Here is a 14,911-nt window from a genome sequence, read left to right as displayed (position 1 = left end):
GTGGTGATCATGTCGATCGAATTCAGAAAACGGTCCTCATTGGTCCGTTCTTTCAACCGGCTGGTTCCGGCGGGGGTCGGGATCCCGGTCGGCATCGTCCTGGCGATTCTCGACGCGTCGTGGCTCGCGTGGGTGGTCAGTGCCGCAGTGACGTTTGCGCTGATGGCGGCGTTCTACCTTGCCTGCTACCTGACGAGGGACCGGTGAGCGCAGGGGCTTCGCCTGCCAATGCCTGAATCTGGTGCCTCGGCCTGTCGTGACAGCAGGCCGAGGTGCTGCGGCTGGGGATCGGACACGGCCGCGCGCTGCGCGTGTGCCATCAGCAGCGGTGGCGGACATCGCGGCCGAACCTGAGCCCTGCCTGCCCGATGCTGTCGGAGTGTCACCGCGGCAGGCTCAGAGCCAGCCCGCGTCCTGGGCTCGGCGGACGGCTTCGACTCGGTTGCGGGCGCCGAGTTTGTGCAGGATCCGGGTCATGTGGTTGCGGGCGGTTCCGGTGGCCATGTGCAGCTCCCGGCTGATGTCCTTCGCCGTGCTGCCGGTGGCGACCTGCCGGAGCACGGCCTGCTCGCGTTCAGTCAACGGGTTCTGTCCGCCGCGCATCGCGGCGGACAGCAGCGTCGGCGAGATGACCAGTCCACCGGAGTCCACCTGCCGGATCGCGTCGATCACGGTGTCGACGGACACGCCCTTGGGCAGGAACCCGCGGACGCCGGCGTCGAGTGCCTCCCGGATGGTGCCGGCGCGGTCGAGCGCGCTGAGCACGAGCACCCGCGGCCCGGCGTCGCGGATCTGCCGGGCCAGGGCGAGCCCGTCGATGCCGGGCAGGTCGATGTCGAGCACGAGCACGTCCGGTCGGCAGTCCCGCAGCAGCGCGGGAACCTCGTCACCGCGCTCCGCGGCGCCGACGACTTCGATGTCGTCCTCGAGGGCCAGCAGCGCGGTTAGCGCGTCTCGCAGCACCCGCATGTCCTCGGTCACCAGAACCCGGATCGGTTTCACCGTCGTCGTCATCGGATCGGGAGCTCCACCAGCAACCGGAACCGGTCGCCGCCGGCGGGACCGGACCAGGCGTGCCCGCCGAGCTCATGGACCCGGTCGGCGATGATGGACAGCCCGCTCCCCGGGACGGAGAAGCAGCCTGACGCTCCGTCGTTCTCCGCCGTCATGCGGAACACGCCCTCCCGGATCTCGGTCTTCAGCAGGCATGTCCGGGCGCTGCTGTGCTTGAGCACGTTCGTGATTCCTTCCCGCAGTGCCCAGCCGACAACGCGGCCGATCCGCTCGTCCGGCAGGGCGGTGATCTCGATCCGGCAGCGGACACCGGCGGATTCCAGCAAGGCGGTCCCGGTGCTCAGCTCGTTGTCGAAGTCCGGCTGCCATTCGCTTCGTGCGACCTGCCGGACGCCGTCGAGGGCCTGCTCGGTCAGGGTCTGCACCGCCTTGATCTCCATGGCCGCGCGCCCCGGGTCCTGCGGCATGAGGCGCGCCGCGAGTTCCGCGCGCAGCCCGGCCGCGGTGAGCTCCTGGCCGAGCTTGTCGTGCAGCTCACGGGCGACCCGGATGCGTTCCTGGTCGACGGCGAGACCGGCGAGCAGGTCCTGTGCCCGCCGCAGGGCGACCGCTAGTTCGCCCATGCGCACCACGGCGTAGAGGACCGCGCAGGCCAGGAGGTTGTGCAGGACAAGGCCGAGCATGGCCGGCCACGCTGAGATCCAGTTGACGGCGATGCCAGTGAGGATGGCCACGCCGATCAGCGGGAATGCCCATGGCGGGGGAAGCGTGACCAGGATCGTGCAGCCGAGCAGCAAGTTCAGGATCGTCGTGTTCGCTTGGAACTGGGTGACCACGATCACCGTGAGCTGCACCAGCACGATCACGACACCCCGTGGCCACGGCGGCGGCCCATGACGCAGGCGATGCCACGTCGCCCACACCAGAATCGTCGTCGGGGCGAGTAGCAACGTCAGCAAACGTTCGCTCGTCGGGAAGCGTTCGGCCAGCTGTGGTGAGATCTCGAACACGAAGGAACGCCACGCCAGCATGCTCAACGGGAAGCCGATCTCGACGGCGGCCACGAACAGACCCGTCCGCTGGACAACGCGCACGTGCACCCTTCCCGCTGTTCTCTACCCGCCACCCAGGAAACCGCGCACCGGTAACGTCCTGCCGCCGAATCGCCACGAATGAGATCGGCGACACGCTCCAGCGGACGAAGTACTGCGGCCGTGCCGACACCCCCGGTCCCGTGCCCTCCCATCGCGCCGGGAGGGCACGGCCGCAGCGATTGCCAGTGTCGTCGGCAGCCGCACGGACCCGCCAGTGCAAAAAGTCACCGGTCACCGTGCCCCGAGGTCGCCGAGGCAGTCACTTTGTGGACTGTCGGGCCTGGCCCGGTTTCCCGATGCGGATGGCGTGGACTATGAAGAAAATAGTGGCCGTGACGGCCTGCGTCGTGGCGGTCACCGCGGTAGCCGCTCCGCAGGCTTCGGCCAACAGCAGTTCGGCGAGTTACGGCTATCCCGGCGGCAATCGCCTGGGAACCAACGTGCGGGTTGCAGCACGCTGGTCCTTGGCCAGCGAATGCACCTTTCCACTTCAGGCTTGGGCACCCGGGCTTCTCCGCGGGCTGGGAAGCGGATGCGCTGGGACGGTTGCACTCCAGACTTCGCGGGATATGCCGGCGGCGAGCATTCGGGCGGAGGCGCTGACTGCGGAAGCCACGTTGCCCCAGCGGAAGGCGTGATCCTGCCGCCCCTCAAATCGCAGTGGCCTGACCGCGCGCGGCACCAGCCGGGCACAGTCCTGACGATCTCGGCCACTCGCTGGAACGTGACATCCGGGCCGCATGAGGCTGGGCCAATTCCGGTCTACACACCTGAAACCGCGCCAGCTTCAGTCCTGGCCACCGTTCCCGAACTCAAATTGCGTCGGCTGGAACGCGCTCGCCCGAAACCCGCCCTCGCGATCGTGAAGTCCGCCGCTGGCAACAAAAAACAGCTTTACGCGATCGCCGACGCGGTGGAAATACCGGCGACTAAGAAGGCCAAACCGATGCGAAACGCCGTCGGACCTGCGCCCGCATCTCCATCAGCCCGATCCCGGAGGCGTCCGACGGCCGACGCTACTGCACGGAGCACACCTCGGCCGAGGAACGGTGGGATCGCGCGTTACGCCGTCTCGGACGGTCTGTCAGCGCGGCGTGGCCCGCCAGTTTCTCGCCGATCCGCAGTCGGTTCTGGTCGTCTTGGCGCGCGCAAGCGACATCCTGCCGGTCCGGGTTGAAGAACTCGACGGCACAGTGCTGCTCGCGGAGGAAATCCCCCAGGTCCGAGATTCCATCCGAGGACGATGTCGTCTTCGGCCGTGTCGACGCCGGGCGTTTGCCCGCGTGGCTGAACGAGCCGCGCGCACGCTGCATGATCGGACGCCGCGTCGCGCTGGCCATCACGATCGGTGCCGACAGGTCCTACGCGAGGTTGCTGTCCCTGGCCAACGGGGAAGGGCGTTGGCGGAACCAATGCCCGCATCCAGCGCCCTCAGGCAAGCGGAGGGGCGGCATAGTGTCTGGCTCGACAGTGAGTGGTCATACGACGAATATCGATCGTTCGACACGGAGCACCTCGACGTTTTTTCCCCGCCGCTTGCCGGAGGCCGATGACGTCCAGGGCTTTCCGACGAAATGCGGCACCGTATCTCGGAGATGGCCGAGACCCGTCTAATCCGCGAACAGGAAGCCTCCGCGACGACGTGGCTGGCCACGGTACCGGAGGAAGTCACCGACCGCGAGCAGTTGCTCCACCGGTGCCCGCTCGAGAAGAAGCTGCTGCAGGTCTTCGGCGGCGGCGATTGACCGCTGCATTCGAGGTGTGTCCGTGACGCCATGTTCTTTGTTCCCCGGCCGCCTGATATCTGGGCGAGTTGCGGGTACTGGGCTTGAGCCTGGATAGAGGCGTTCCTCGTGATCGGGTGGCAGCAGTCGCGGCTGCTTGCCGCCCCCGAGCCCCGGCGAAATCGGCACGCCAGCGCAATCGGAGGCGATTGGCCTGGGCGCACAGCCCCGAAGTGGATCTTTCGGAAGTCGTTTATGCTGGTCAACGCGTTATAATCGTGGTGGGCCGCCTGGGGCTCGAACCCAGAACCTACGGAGTCAAAGCCCAGGCCAGTGGCTGTTTCTCGTCATCTGCCGATCTTGGCCCTCACCTGCGCGGCCTCACTCCGCGGCTGATCATGCTCGGCCGCCGGTTCTCGTCGTTTTCGATCGTTTTCCGGGGGAAAACCGGGGAGTTGATCATGTTCTCTGACGGGGACTGACGCTCGCCCGCTCAGCCCGCATCTTACCCGCCCACACTTCCCCCAACCCCGATACGAAGCTCACACGCGGTCGGTAGGGCCGGGTCAAGGCACGCTTTCCAGCCTTGACGCGGTGCTACCGACCGTTGTCACGATCAGGCTTCGGGGTGGCCTCAGGCGATGTGTGTGCGTAACAGGTCCAGGATGGTCGGCGACTGTTTGCGCATGGGTGGGTTGTCCGGTTCTGGCACGAGGGTCACGCGTGCTGCTGTCGGGCGGCGCTGGGGTCCGGCACCGCTGGCGGCCGCGCGGCCCGGCCGGTGGGCGGAGCGGAGCGGGAGCCCGCCGTGCCGGGATCGCGGCGGCCGCCTAGGTGAGGGGCTACGGACCGCAGCAGGCGCGCCGCCCGGCGGCGCGCCCTTGATCCCATAGAGCCAAGTTCGGCAGCAACCACTTGTCCGCTCGAATTTTAAATCTCAAGGAGAAGGAAATGCGTAGCAAGTTTCTCGGGAACTACCCCTTGGCGCACGGCGATCGCGCGCGGATCTGGGAAGCTGGAACTATTGTGCTAGATACAAATGCGCTTCTCAATCTGTATAGATACTCCCCGGATGTTCGCGAGAAATTCATAAATGGATTGAGTGCAGTTGCTACGAGATTGTGGAGTCCGTATCAGGTCGCGGCGGAATTTCATGAACTAAGAGTCGGCATCATACGTGAACAAAACGGTCTAAATAAGGAGATCATTGACGCTTTAGAGAGTGCCTTCAATCAGGTTTCTGCGAAGCTTAAGCGGTACAAGAAGAATCCAGTCTTAGACATGGATTCAATAGAAAAGAAGGTCAGGGAATTCGCGGAGAAGACGAAGTCTGAAGTTTCGCAAGAGTACGGCAAGAAGTTTTCAAAGCATGGCCTTACTCCGCAAAGTGACTCCGTTCTGATAGCGGTGGGTGAATTATACGATGGAAGGGTAGGGGATGGATTTGACGATGAGACGCTTGCTGAAATCTACAAGGAAGGGGAATCCAGGTACAAGAATAAAGTTCCGCCGGGATTTCTAGATTCCCGAAAGGGGGGTAATAGAATGTACGGTGACTTGGTTCTTTGGAAGGAGATCATTGCTTATTCCGCCGAAAAGAAAGTTGATGTCCTATTTGTCACTGATGATGCTAAAGAGGATTGGTGGTGGAAATCGCAGGGGGAGATACTGGGACCATTGCCTGATTTGCGACAAGAGTTCCACAAGGAGACGGGAAGACTCTTTTACGCATACAGTCCTGTTAAGTTCATCGAAGAAGTTGGCGCGAAGTTCGAGCTAAATTTGGCCGCGACATTGCTGGATGAGGTCGAGGACACTAGCAAGAGAAGCGCGGAGCGGAATATTCGAGCGTGGGTGGGTGCTGGTGATTTGAAGTCGGATAGAGTGGCGAGAGGGGAAGCGGTTTCTCGTCAGTACTTAAAACTTCAGATAGCCGAACGCGAACTTGCTAAGCTGCGATCTGAGTTGACTAAATCGGAGCGTCGGATAGGAATGCTTCGCAATGATCAAGAAGGGATACGGGACCTTACGCGCCACACTCTTCATCGGGTCGGGCGATTGGAGGCGACACTGGATAGTATCGACGGGTCTGTTGAGCCGGAGGCCTATGCAAATGGCCTAGATAATCGCGATCGGCTTGCCGAGATGGCGAAAGAATTGGACTTGAATAACCGCACTCTGTCGGCAGAGATAGATAAAGCGGTGCGCGAGCGGGAGAGGCTAAGGATAACAATCGAGGATGTGGAGCAGGGTTTAACGAATAGTGAATTCCGACACTTAGTTTCGCGAGGAAGGGAAGGCTGGGAGTCAGGCATCCCTGACGATGGGGGAGAATTTTTGAACGAAGTTGAGGCGAGGGAAGTATGAGTCTCAACTAGTGCTTAATGGGTTAATTGACAAAAGCTATCAACTCAAGTGAAAAATACTGATTCGGATGTTATTCCATGCGTGATGCGAAGACGTGTGGAAGGATGAATGTGGAGAGTGTCAAGAAGATCTACTCGTGTCCAGAGGGCTTCTTTGCTTTCGCTGCTGGTACGGAGCTTTCCGCCGGTCGGATTGGCGCGGAAGCATATAGAAAACTCTTGCCTGATCTCGCCGTCGCTATAGGCAATGACATGATCAGGGTTAGAGTAGAGGCCTATTACGGCGGTTACCTCGCACTGAATCCCAGTTTCCTCGCGCACTTCTCGAACAGCAGCGTGCGCTAGGGTTTCGCCTAGTTCTAGCTGCCCGCCTGGGATTGCGTAGAGGTCGTTGTCGGTGCGTCGGATCATCAAGATCCGGCCTTTGTCGTCCTGGATGAACGCGGACACCGCGACGGCGATGCTGTTGGCTTTGGGTGCGTTGGGGTCGTTGTAGTAGTCGACGCGTGCCATGTGGTGCCTCCTAGATGGTGGCGGGCTTGGCGAGGTTCCAGACGGTCTCGAAGCTCTCCGAGTAGGTCTCGAAGAGGTCCCCGGCGGAGAGTCGGCGCAGGTGGAGCGACGGTGCGTGGGCGCCCTGGAATCCGTAGACGTGCGTGTTGATGATCATCTCGTCGTCGAAGCGGAAGATGGAGTTGTAGAGCGTCGTGTTGTGGAACCGCATCTCGACGCCCTCGACGCCGACGAGCGGCCGGTAGAACGCCAGCGCGTTGCGGACGCGTGCGGGGAGCGTCCCGTCGCCGAGTTGCTCTTCTTCTCCGCGCAGGGCGACGCTGTCGCCGTCCGGGTCGCCGAACGCCAGGCGGACCTTCGCGCCGGCCGCGGCCTTGGCTGCGATGTCCTTGATGAACCGCGGGCGTTCGACCAGGAACAAGGCGGCGTGTACCAGGATTTCCACGGTCTCTGACGCGTCGTTGATCAGCCGGTTCCACAGTTCGACCGGGATCGCGTTGCGGTGCGGGAACACGCTCACCACCTCGGCGGCGGCGGTCTCGGCCCTGCGTTCCGGTGCGACGGAGTCGGGCCACAGGTAGGTCTCCGATTCGCGCGCCATGGCGGCGATCTTGTGCCGGTGCTTCGGGTACGGGGTGCGGCCTTTGGTGATCCATCGCTCGACGGTCTTCTGGTCGACGCTGAGCGCCTTGGCGACTTGTTCCAGCGTGAGCCCGTTGCGCAGCAGCGCGTCACGCAGCCGTTCGTTCGGCATCCGCACCCCTTTGGGACTTTTAGGGACGTCTTCGACCGTACCAGGGACGTCCCAAGATGTCCCGCCACGTGGTGATCATGTCCCGCCTTTTGCCGGAGATTGGGTGGCACGTTGCCGAGACTCGCTCGGCGGCGGAGCCCGAAGGAGGCAGGCATGACGATTGCAAGTGCGGCCCCGGTGATCGGCGGTTGGTCGAGCGATCCGGTAGCGCAGGTGTTCCGTACCCGCGTGGTTTAGGCGCGGGCGACATGCGCGACACGGTCCAGATCCACGTGACGGCAGACCTGCCGATCCGCGTCCGCGCGCTGACGTATGCGAACCGAGCGGAGATCCGCTTCGGCAAGGCGTTCCCCGTGGTCCTTCTCGTGGACTTCGACGCGATCGCGGTTCTGGGCAAGCAACTCGAAGAGGCAGGGACAGCGCTGAGCGCAGCGACACGGACGAACCACGGCGACGAGACGCCGGACACGACTGACTGACACAGAACACTGGGAGCTAGCGGTTATGGCTATCGAAAAAGGACACCGGTTCGCGATCGACTTCGACGACGCGTTCCCGCAGGGGCTTGTGATAGTGGGGGAAGTTATTCCGGACAACGAGTTTCAGTCGCGTGAGGACCGCGCTGCCGGGCGTCCGGTGCGGCAGCGCATCGACGAGGCGACCGGCAAGCGGCAGTGGCGGGCTGCGGTGACGGACCCGGGCGAGACGAAGGCGAAGCGGGCCTCGTTCGAGGTGACGTTCCTGGCTGATGTTCAGCCGGTGCCGACGACGGCGGAGGCGTTGCCTGGGATGCGGCCGATCGAGCTGGACGGGTTGACGGCGGAGCCGCGTGTCGGTGGGCAGGGCGAGTTCAAGTATCAGACGTACGTCTTTCGGGCGACGGGGTTCAAGGCTGCTGCGGGCAAGTCGTCGTCGCGGTCGGCCAGTGCGTCGTCTGCGTCGGGTGAGGGCAAGGCGGCGTAGATGGGTGTTCTCGGTTTGCAGACAGGGACGATCCCGGGTCGGAGGTGTGGTTGATGCGTGGCACGGATATGGCGAGCCCGCGAGCACGCGGTTTGGGTGCTGCGTTGCGGGATGCGCGGATCGAGGCGCGGTTCGGGTTGCGGGAGCTGGGGCGGCGGATCGGGGTGAACCCGGCGTTGTTGTCGAACTGGGAGCTGGGGCAGCGGGTGCCGACGCCGGTGGAGGTGTCGGGAGTGCTGGGCGCGCTCGGGGTGACCGGGGAGCGCAAGGCGTGGATCATGCTGCTGGCGCGCGGAGTGTCGGGACCGAGTTGGTTCTCGGCGGGGTCGCAGGCGGATCCGGCGCACTACACGACGTTGATCGCGCATGAGCGGGTCGCGACGTCGGTGACGGTGTGGGCTCCGCTGCTGGTGCCGGATCTGTTGCAGGTCCCGGATTACGCGCTGCTGGTGTTCGGCCCGGATTTGCGGGACAAGGAGAAGCTGGACCAGGTGGTGGAGAACCGGTTGGACCGCAACCGGATCGTGTTCGGTGCGGGCGCGATTCCCGCGCGGATGTTCGTCGGGTCCGAGGCGCTGCGGAACCATTTCGGGGATGCGGAGGTGATGTTGCGGCAGATGCGGTTTCTCAAGGATCTGATCGGGATCTCGCGGGCGGTGACGATCCGGCTGGCTCCGAGTCAGGTCGTGACGCAGGGCGCGTTCAGTCGCTACACGATGAAGGACACGTCGGATGTCGTGTACTGCCCGCACCACGGTGCCGGGGTGTTCCTGGTCGGCAAGGAAGCGGCCCCGTACACGGGCACGATCGAGCGGCTTGAGAAGGCGGCGTTGTCCCCGGCGGAGTCGCTGGCGCGGCTGTCGGTGGTGGTGGACCAGCTCCTGAAAGAGGTGAAAGCGCAGCAGCGGGCGAATGACGCCGGGCTGACCCAGCTCCTGACCGGCGAGGAACCGAACACCGACGAATCCACCGGCGAATCGAACACCGACTAGCCGGAAAACCAAGCGAGTACTGAAAAAAGCACACGGTGACGTGTGCTGTGTTCAACGCGCCCTTGAACCGGCGGAATTGTTCCGTATTAACGCAGAACCGGCCTCTGGCTGCCAACCTTCACCGGTTCTGCGCTGTCCACTGGGAAGTGAACAATGACGAACATAACCGGTTCCGGACGGTGAGCGTCACCCGGATACGTTGCGCCGCATGCAAAAAGTTCGCCCGCCTCGTTCGAGGCGAAACGAAGTGCGCGGCATGTCAAGGAATGTTGTCGCTGAACCTCGCCGCGGCTGAGGGCGGGGCGGTGAGCGCCGATGAACGCGGCGGTGCTGATCGCCGTTGGTGCGGGTGTCGCGGTGGTGCTGTGGGTACCGGCGAAGCTCGTCCGTGCGTTGGCGTCCATTGCGGAGACGCTGGGGTCGTTGGCGCTGTTGAAGCGGCGGTGGGCTGAGGCGCGGAAGGACGGTCGGTCGCTAGCGAGTCCGGTGTTCGCCAGCACGGTCGGCGGACTGCGGGACCCGAACAACGTCCTGCGGGTCATCCGGGAGATCCGCGGCGGCGATGAGTTCATCTGGCTGACGTCGCACAACTTCCGCAAGACGACGGCGACCGCGATGGACGACGCGGGCATCCCGACCCGGCTGATCGCGGACCACCTCGGCCACTCGCGGGTGTCGATGACGCAGGACAACTACCTGGAGCGGAAGGCCGTCGATCCGGTCACAGCACTGGCCCTGGAAGGGCTGCTGGATAATCCGTCCCCGCTCAAAACCGGGGAGCTGATCTTGACCGGCTGCGAGCAAAGAGCCGCTGACCTGGAAGTTTGAGTGGGCCGCCTGGGGCTCGAACCCAGAACCTACGGATTAAAAGTCCACAGCTTTCGACTTCCGGACTGTATCGCACGGTGTCATTATATGCCGGTTAATGCAGGTGGCGGCCATTTTTACCGGTGCTCGAATGCCGGTGGATGTCGGACAGTGTCGGGCTCTGCGTCGGCTCTGGAGCACATTTTGAGCACATCGACGTGCTGGGGGTGTGACTGGGCATAGGGGCGGAGAGGTTGCGAAATGCCGTTGGCAGCCCTTGCGTCGGGTTCAACGTTCGTTGGTGGTGGGGTCAGTGCTGTCGCTGGACACCGGCAACAGGTCAGCGAGCGGCCGACTGCTCGCCCAACCAGATCTCCGCTCCGGATTGCACCGGACTACTCCACGGTTACGCTCTTCGCCAGGTTGCGCGGTCGGTCGATGTCGCGGCCGAGAGTCTTCGCGAGGTGGTACGAGAACAGTTGCAGCGGTATCGACAGCGCGATCGGGGCAAGCTCCGGCTGCAGGTGCGGGATCTTGATCACGTCGTTCACGAGTCCGTGCGGGAGGTCGGCGTCGGTTACCGCGATCACCGGACCGCCCCGGGCCTTGATTTCCTCGATGGTTGAGATGTTCTTGACGAGCAGTTCGTCGTCGGGCACGACTGCGACGGTGGGCATGTGCGGGTTGATCAATGCCAGTGGTCCGTGTTTGAGTTCGGACGACTGGTACGCCTCTGCGTGGATGTAGGAGATCTCCTTGAGCTTCTGCGCGCCTTCCCTGGCGACCGGCCAGCCCCGCACCCGGCCGACGAAGAACATGTGCTCCGCCTCGGCGTAGCGTGCGGCGATCGCGGCGATTTCGTCTTCCGCGGCGAGGATCTCGCCGATGCGTGCTGGCAGGTCGGCGAGCCCTGTGACCAGGCGACGGCCCTCGCTCAGGGACAGGTCTCGCACCCGGCCGAGCTCCAAGGCGAGCAGTGCCAGCGCCACTCCCATGTTGGTGAAGGACTTGGTGGCCGCGACGGAGAACTCAGGGCCGGCGTGCAGGAACATGCCGCTGCCGCATTCCCGTGCGATCGAGCTGCTGACGACGTTGACCAAGCCGACGACTCGGCCGCCCTTGCGCTTGAGTTCGTGCACGGCGGCGAGGGTGTCCAGGGTTTCGCCGGACTGGCTGATCGCGACGTAGAGAGTGTCGGGGTCGACGACCGGATTGCGATAGCGGAATTCGGAGGCGGGTTCGGCGTCTGCGGGGATCCTGGCCAGTTCCTCGATCATGCCCGCCCCCAGTTGCCCGGCATAGTAGGCCGAACCGCATCCGAGCAGCTTGACCCGGCGGACCTGCTGGTATTCGCGAGGGGACAGGCCGAGACCGTCCAGGCGGGCCGACATGAACTGATGGTCGAGCCGGCCGCTCAGGCAGCGGTCCACGGATTCGCTCTGCTCGTGCATCTCCTTGCTCATGAAGTCCGGGTGGCCGCCCAGTTCGTACTCCGCGGAGGAGAGGGTGATCGAGGTCGGCGACTTCGTGGTCGACTCGGCTTGCAGGGTGCTGGTGCGGTAGCCGTCGGCGGACACCGTGGCCAGTTCGTCGTCGTCGAGGTAGATCACGTGCTGGGTGTAACGCACGAGCGCGGCGACATCGGACGCGATCAGCATCTCCTGGTCCCCGAGGCCGAGCGCGATCGGGCTGCCTCGGCGGGCTGCCACCAGCTCGCCGGGACTCCCGGCGTCCATGACGATGATCCCGTAGGTGCCCTCGACGCGGCGCAGGGCATCACGGACAGCATCCTCCAGCGTCGGCGCTTCGCTGCGGGCGATCAGATGGGCGAGAACCTCGCTGTCGGTGTCCGACGAGAGGGTCACTCCGTCAGCGGCCAGCTGGGCTCGCAACTGTGCGGAGTTCTCGATCACTCCATTGTGGACAATCGCGATCCGCTTGCGTTCATCGAGGTGCGGATGGGCATTGCGATCGCTCGGCTCCCCGTGAGTGGCCCACCTGGTGTGCGCGATGCCCGCGGACGAACTCAGTCCTACGGGCACGATGCGCCGCAGATCAGCGACCCGGCCCTTGGCCTTGACGACCTCGAGCCCGCGGCCTCCTTCCACCGCGATGCCAGCCGAGTCGTAACCCCGGTACTCCAGTCGATGCAGGCCCTCGAGCAGCAACGGAACAGCGTTCCGCGACCCGACGTATCCCACGATCCCGCACATGATCATGTCCTCCGCTGATCAGCCGTAGACGATGCGGCGCAACTGCCGCTCCGACAGTCGCGGTGCCGCCACCGGGCGAAGGTTCAGTTCATCGCTGATCACTGCCCAGATCCGCGCGTTCGGCAACTGCTCCGCGCGCAATTCGGTGTGTCGACGCCGCACGTACTCTTCTGTGGTCTCGACGAAATACCCCATGACATCCGACACGACCCGGGCGGCAATGGCCGCGGGCAGGCCTGTCGTGCGCACGATGTGGCGCACCAGGTCATCTGGAATCTCGTCCCCCACGACGCTCAGCATGGCCAACTGCGCGATCTCCGGCAACCTCCGTACCCGAAATCGGGCACGGTCCGACTATGGACGTGACCCGCTTAGGGGAGGTTTGCAAAATTGGTTTAGACAATGCTGCGAAGATCGGGTGATTAAAAAATCACGTCTTGTGATGGCGGTCACTTGCGTATTGATCGCCGATGATTCAGGCCCGTAGGTTCCTGTTTCGCGATGGTTTTCATCCCGGGGAGGGGACGAAATCTGGTGGAGTCAACTGCGCGGTTGCGCTCGCCGTATGCAAGGCGGGCGGCAGGGTGAAGAACTCTATTTCACTTGCATTGGATGATCGTCAGAAATCATTTTTGGCTGAACTGTGTGATTTTTTCGGGGATTCCGAGAATCTGGAACTGCTGGCGCGCGCGGATGCTGATCCGCGTGAGCTGTACCGTCGAATGGGGGATCTTCGCCTTCTTGCGCCTGACTGGCCGGAGCGGTACGGCGGCCGAGGATACGGTCAGGTGGAAGTGTGTCTCTTGCTGGAGGCGATGGGGCTTGCCGGCTGCCCCGACACTCTTTATGTCACCTCCGTCCAGGTTGCCGGAAACGTTGTCTTGCACCACGGTTCTGATGCGCTCAAGGAAGAGTTCTTGCCAGGTGCGGCGGCGGGCGAGCGGTTCGCAAGCGTTCTTTTCTCTGAATTTGCGACAGGGTCCGACCTGGCAGCAATTAGCACGCACGGCGCAGCGTTCGCAAGGGGCGATTGGCTGGTTTCCGGAACTAAGGCATGGAGTGCCAGGACGCCGTTCGCGACTGATCTTCTGTGCGCGTTCCGAACCGGTGATGAAGGTTCTCGGTACGAAGGTCTTTCGCTCGCGTTGGTTCCAGCAGCAGACCCAGGCGTGCAGATAACGGCGCTTTCGACCTTGGGCGATGAAGCTTTTCATGAAATCCGCCTGGACGATGTGCCGGTTTGCGCCGACCGGTTGGTCGGTCCGCCGGGCGGTGCGTGGCCGGTGCTGAGCGGCTCCATTTCCTTCGAGCGCACCGGCTTCGACTACCTCACTCGTGCCGCCCGCTGGTTGAACCTGTGTGCGGACAGTGCGGAAGCTCGGTGCCTCGAAGAGCGATACCAGGCGGCTCGCTTCTTCGCCTACCGCACCGCGGAACGAGTCGACCGCAACGGACGAGACGACGGAGAGGCGGCCTTGGTCAAGCTGCTGTGCAGCGAGCTGGCTCAAGACTGCGCCTACCTGTTCGCGAACCAGACCGGCTCCTTGGACTCAGCAGTACGGGAGGCTCCTGGCCTGACGATCTCCGCAGGGGCCAGCGAGGTCTTGATCGACCTGGTTGCGAGCGCTTTGCCCGATTCGGCGCTGAGCGAGGTGCGGTGACGGTGTTCGACGACGAGCTGGCCTCGGAATTTCGGCAGCTCGCCTCCGCTGCCCTCGCTGGTCGTCCGGTCGCCGACTCTGGTGCGGTGCCCGCCGCGCTTGCCTCGGCTGGCTGTTTCGACCTCGAACTCTCCGAGGAGTTCGGCGGTATGGATTTGGGTCTGGCCCCGGTGACGGAGGTCTTCGCCGCGATGGGCGGTGCGATCGCGGCTGCCGAGCGCGCGGAAGCCACGTCTGCCGCGCTCGACCTGGTCACGAGCACCTCGCCGGCGAGCGCGTCCGTCATCGACCGGCTGCGAGCGGGTGACACTACCGGTTGGGAGCTGGCCAGGACCTCGACGCACGAGTGGGTGCTGCGCAGTGACTCCGGCGAACTGCCCGCGTCTACCGACACACCGTGGTGGTCTCGGCGGCTGCTGCGCCAAGCCGCGTATCTGGTGGGCCTTGCCGACGCGGGCTATCGAGAAGCGGTCGTCCATTGCGGTCGCCGCGTCGTGGGCGGCCAGCCGTTGCTGAGCAAGCAGCTGGTGGCCGGGCGGCTCGTGCGGCTGCTCGGCGAAGTCCGGTTGGCCTGGTCCGCGTGCCGCGAAGCCACGCTATGGCTCGACCACGGACAGACGGACGTCTCGCCGGTGGCTCGCGCGCACCGCCTCGCCGCGCAGACGGCGGTCGCCTCGAGCCGGGACCTCGTGCAGCTGCTGGGCGCTCGCGGACTGACGGATTTGTCCGTCGGACCGCGCCTCTACCGCATCGCGCACAGAGAAGCACATCGCTTGACGGCTGCGCTCTGACCGGCCGCACCTTAGGGGG

The 14,911-nt window shown here is 64.1% G+C and carries 15 protein-coding genes; 9 read left to right on the top strand and 6 right to left on the bottom strand.

What is annotated here, in order from left to right:
- Positions 1-9: 9 nt before the first annotated feature.
- Positions 10-207 (top strand): hypothetical protein, encoded by a 198-nt coding sequence (locus tag ABZX37_RS12560; protein ID WP_354738831.1) that lies wholly within the window; start codon positions 10-12, stop codon positions 205-207.
- A gap of 189 nt (positions 208-396) precedes the next feature.
- Here ABZX37_RS12560 and ABZX37_RS12555 read toward each other — a convergent pair whose 3' ends face one another.
- Positions 397-1,014, bottom strand: coding sequence for a response regulator transcription factor (locus ABZX37_RS12555; protein ID WP_354738829.1), 618 nt, complete (start codon positions 1,012-1,014; stop codon positions 397-399).
- Entirely contained in the window at positions 1,011-2,108 is a 1,098-nt protein-coding gene (locus tag ABZX37_RS12550) for a histidine kinase (RefSeq protein WP_354738828.1), read from the bottom strand. The genes ABZX37_RS12555 and ABZX37_RS12550 overlap by 4 nt, the downstream gene beginning before the upstream one ends.
- Positions 2,109-3,703: 1,595 nt before the next feature.
- Here ABZX37_RS12550 and ABZX37_RS12545 point away from each other — a divergent pair.
- A complete protein-coding gene (locus ABZX37_RS12545) occupies positions 3,704-3,853 on the top strand; it encodes a hypothetical protein (protein ID WP_354738826.1) in 150 nt (49 codons plus the stop codon).
- 930 nt (positions 3,854-4,783) lie between these two features.
- Entirely contained in the window at positions 4,784-6,199 is a 1,416-nt protein-coding gene (locus tag ABZX37_RS12540; RefSeq protein ID WP_354738824.1) for a PIN-like domain-containing protein, read from the top strand.
- A 44-nt stretch (positions 6,200-6,243) separates the two neighbouring features.
- Here ABZX37_RS12540 and ABZX37_RS12535 read toward each other — a convergent pair whose 3' ends face one another.
- Positions 6,244-6,711 carry an NUDIX domain-containing protein gene (locus ABZX37_RS12535; RefSeq protein WP_354738822.1) on the bottom strand — a complete coding sequence of 156 codons (468 nt, stop codon included), beginning with the start codon at positions 6,709-6,711 and terminating at the stop codon, positions 6,244-6,246.
- Positions 6,712-6,721: 10 nt separating this feature from the next.
- On the bottom strand, positions 6,722-7,465 hold the full coding sequence (locus ABZX37_RS12530; protein WP_354738820.1) for an XRE family transcriptional regulator: 744 nt from the start codon (positions 7,463-7,465) through the stop codon (positions 6,722-6,724).
- Positions 7,466-7,713: 248 nt separating this feature from the next.
- Between ABZX37_RS12530 and ABZX37_RS12525 the strand changes: the two genes are divergently transcribed.
- The 4 genes from ABZX37_RS12525 to ABZX37_RS12510 all read left to right on the top strand — a co-directional run bounded on the left by ABZX37_RS12525 (position 7,714) and on the right by ABZX37_RS12510 (position 10,248).
- Positions 7,714-7,944 carry a hypothetical protein gene (locus ABZX37_RS12525; protein WP_354738819.1) on the top strand — a complete coding sequence of 77 codons (231 nt, stop codon included), beginning with the start codon at positions 7,714-7,716 and terminating at the stop codon, positions 7,942-7,944.
- A gap of 25 nt (positions 7,945-7,969) precedes the next feature.
- Positions 7,970-8,428, top strand: a complete 459-nt coding sequence (locus tag ABZX37_RS12520) for a hypothetical protein (RefSeq protein ID WP_354738817.1) — start codon at positions 7,970-7,972, stop codon at positions 8,426-8,428.
- Between the two features lie 53 nt (positions 8,429-8,481).
- Positions 8,482-9,420, top strand: a complete 939-nt coding sequence (locus ABZX37_RS12515) for a Scr1 family TA system antitoxin-like transcriptional regulator (RefSeq protein WP_354738815.1) — start codon at positions 8,482-8,484, stop codon at positions 9,418-9,420.
- Positions 9,421-9,735: 315 nt separating this feature from the next.
- On the top strand, positions 9,736-10,248 hold the full coding sequence (locus tag ABZX37_RS12510) for a tyrosine-type recombinase/integrase (RefSeq protein WP_354738813.1): 513 nt from the start codon (positions 9,736-9,738) through the stop codon (positions 10,246-10,248).
- A gap of 374 nt (positions 10,249-10,622) precedes the next feature.
- Here the strand turns inward: ABZX37_RS12510 and glmS are convergent, their stop codons facing one another.
- Together glmS and ABZX37_RS12500 are read right to left on the bottom strand one after the other, a co-directional pair.
- Positions 10,623-12,440 (bottom strand): glutamine--fructose-6-phosphate transaminase (isomerizing), encoded by a 1,818-nt coding sequence (gene glmS / locus ABZX37_RS12505; RefSeq protein WP_354738811.1) that lies wholly within the window; start codon positions 12,438-12,440, stop codon positions 10,623-10,625.
- Positions 12,441-12,458: 18 nt separating this feature from the next.
- Positions 12,459-12,716: a hypothetical protein gene (locus tag ABZX37_RS12500; RefSeq protein WP_354739046.1), complete on the bottom strand. Its 258-nt coding sequence runs from the start codon at positions 12,714-12,716 to the stop codon at positions 12,459-12,461.
- A gap of 194 nt (positions 12,717-12,910) precedes the next feature.
- On the opposite strand from ABZX37_RS12500, the gene ABZX37_RS12495 reads away from it, so the two are divergent.
- Positions 12,911-14,101 carry an acyl-CoA dehydrogenase family protein gene (locus ABZX37_RS12495; protein ID WP_354738810.1) on the top strand — a complete coding sequence of 397 codons (1,191 nt, stop codon included), beginning with the start codon at positions 12,911-12,913 and terminating at the stop codon, positions 14,099-14,101.
- Entirely contained in the window at positions 14,098-14,892 is a 795-nt protein-coding gene (locus ABZX37_RS12490; RefSeq protein ID WP_354738808.1) for an acyl-CoA dehydrogenase family protein, read from the top strand. Before ABZX37_RS12495 ends, ABZX37_RS12490 begins: the two co-directional genes overlap by 4 nt.
- Positions 14,893-14,911 lie beyond the last annotated feature (19 nt).

The organism is Amycolatopsis sp. NPDC004079 (assembly GCF_040610415.1).
GTDB lineage: Bacteria > Actinomycetota > Actinomycetes > Mycobacteriales > Pseudonocardiaceae > Amycolatopsis > Amycolatopsis halotolerans.
The sequence above is the reverse complement of the archived record's forward strand: the minus strand, read 5'-3'. Positions and strand labels throughout refer to the sequence as shown.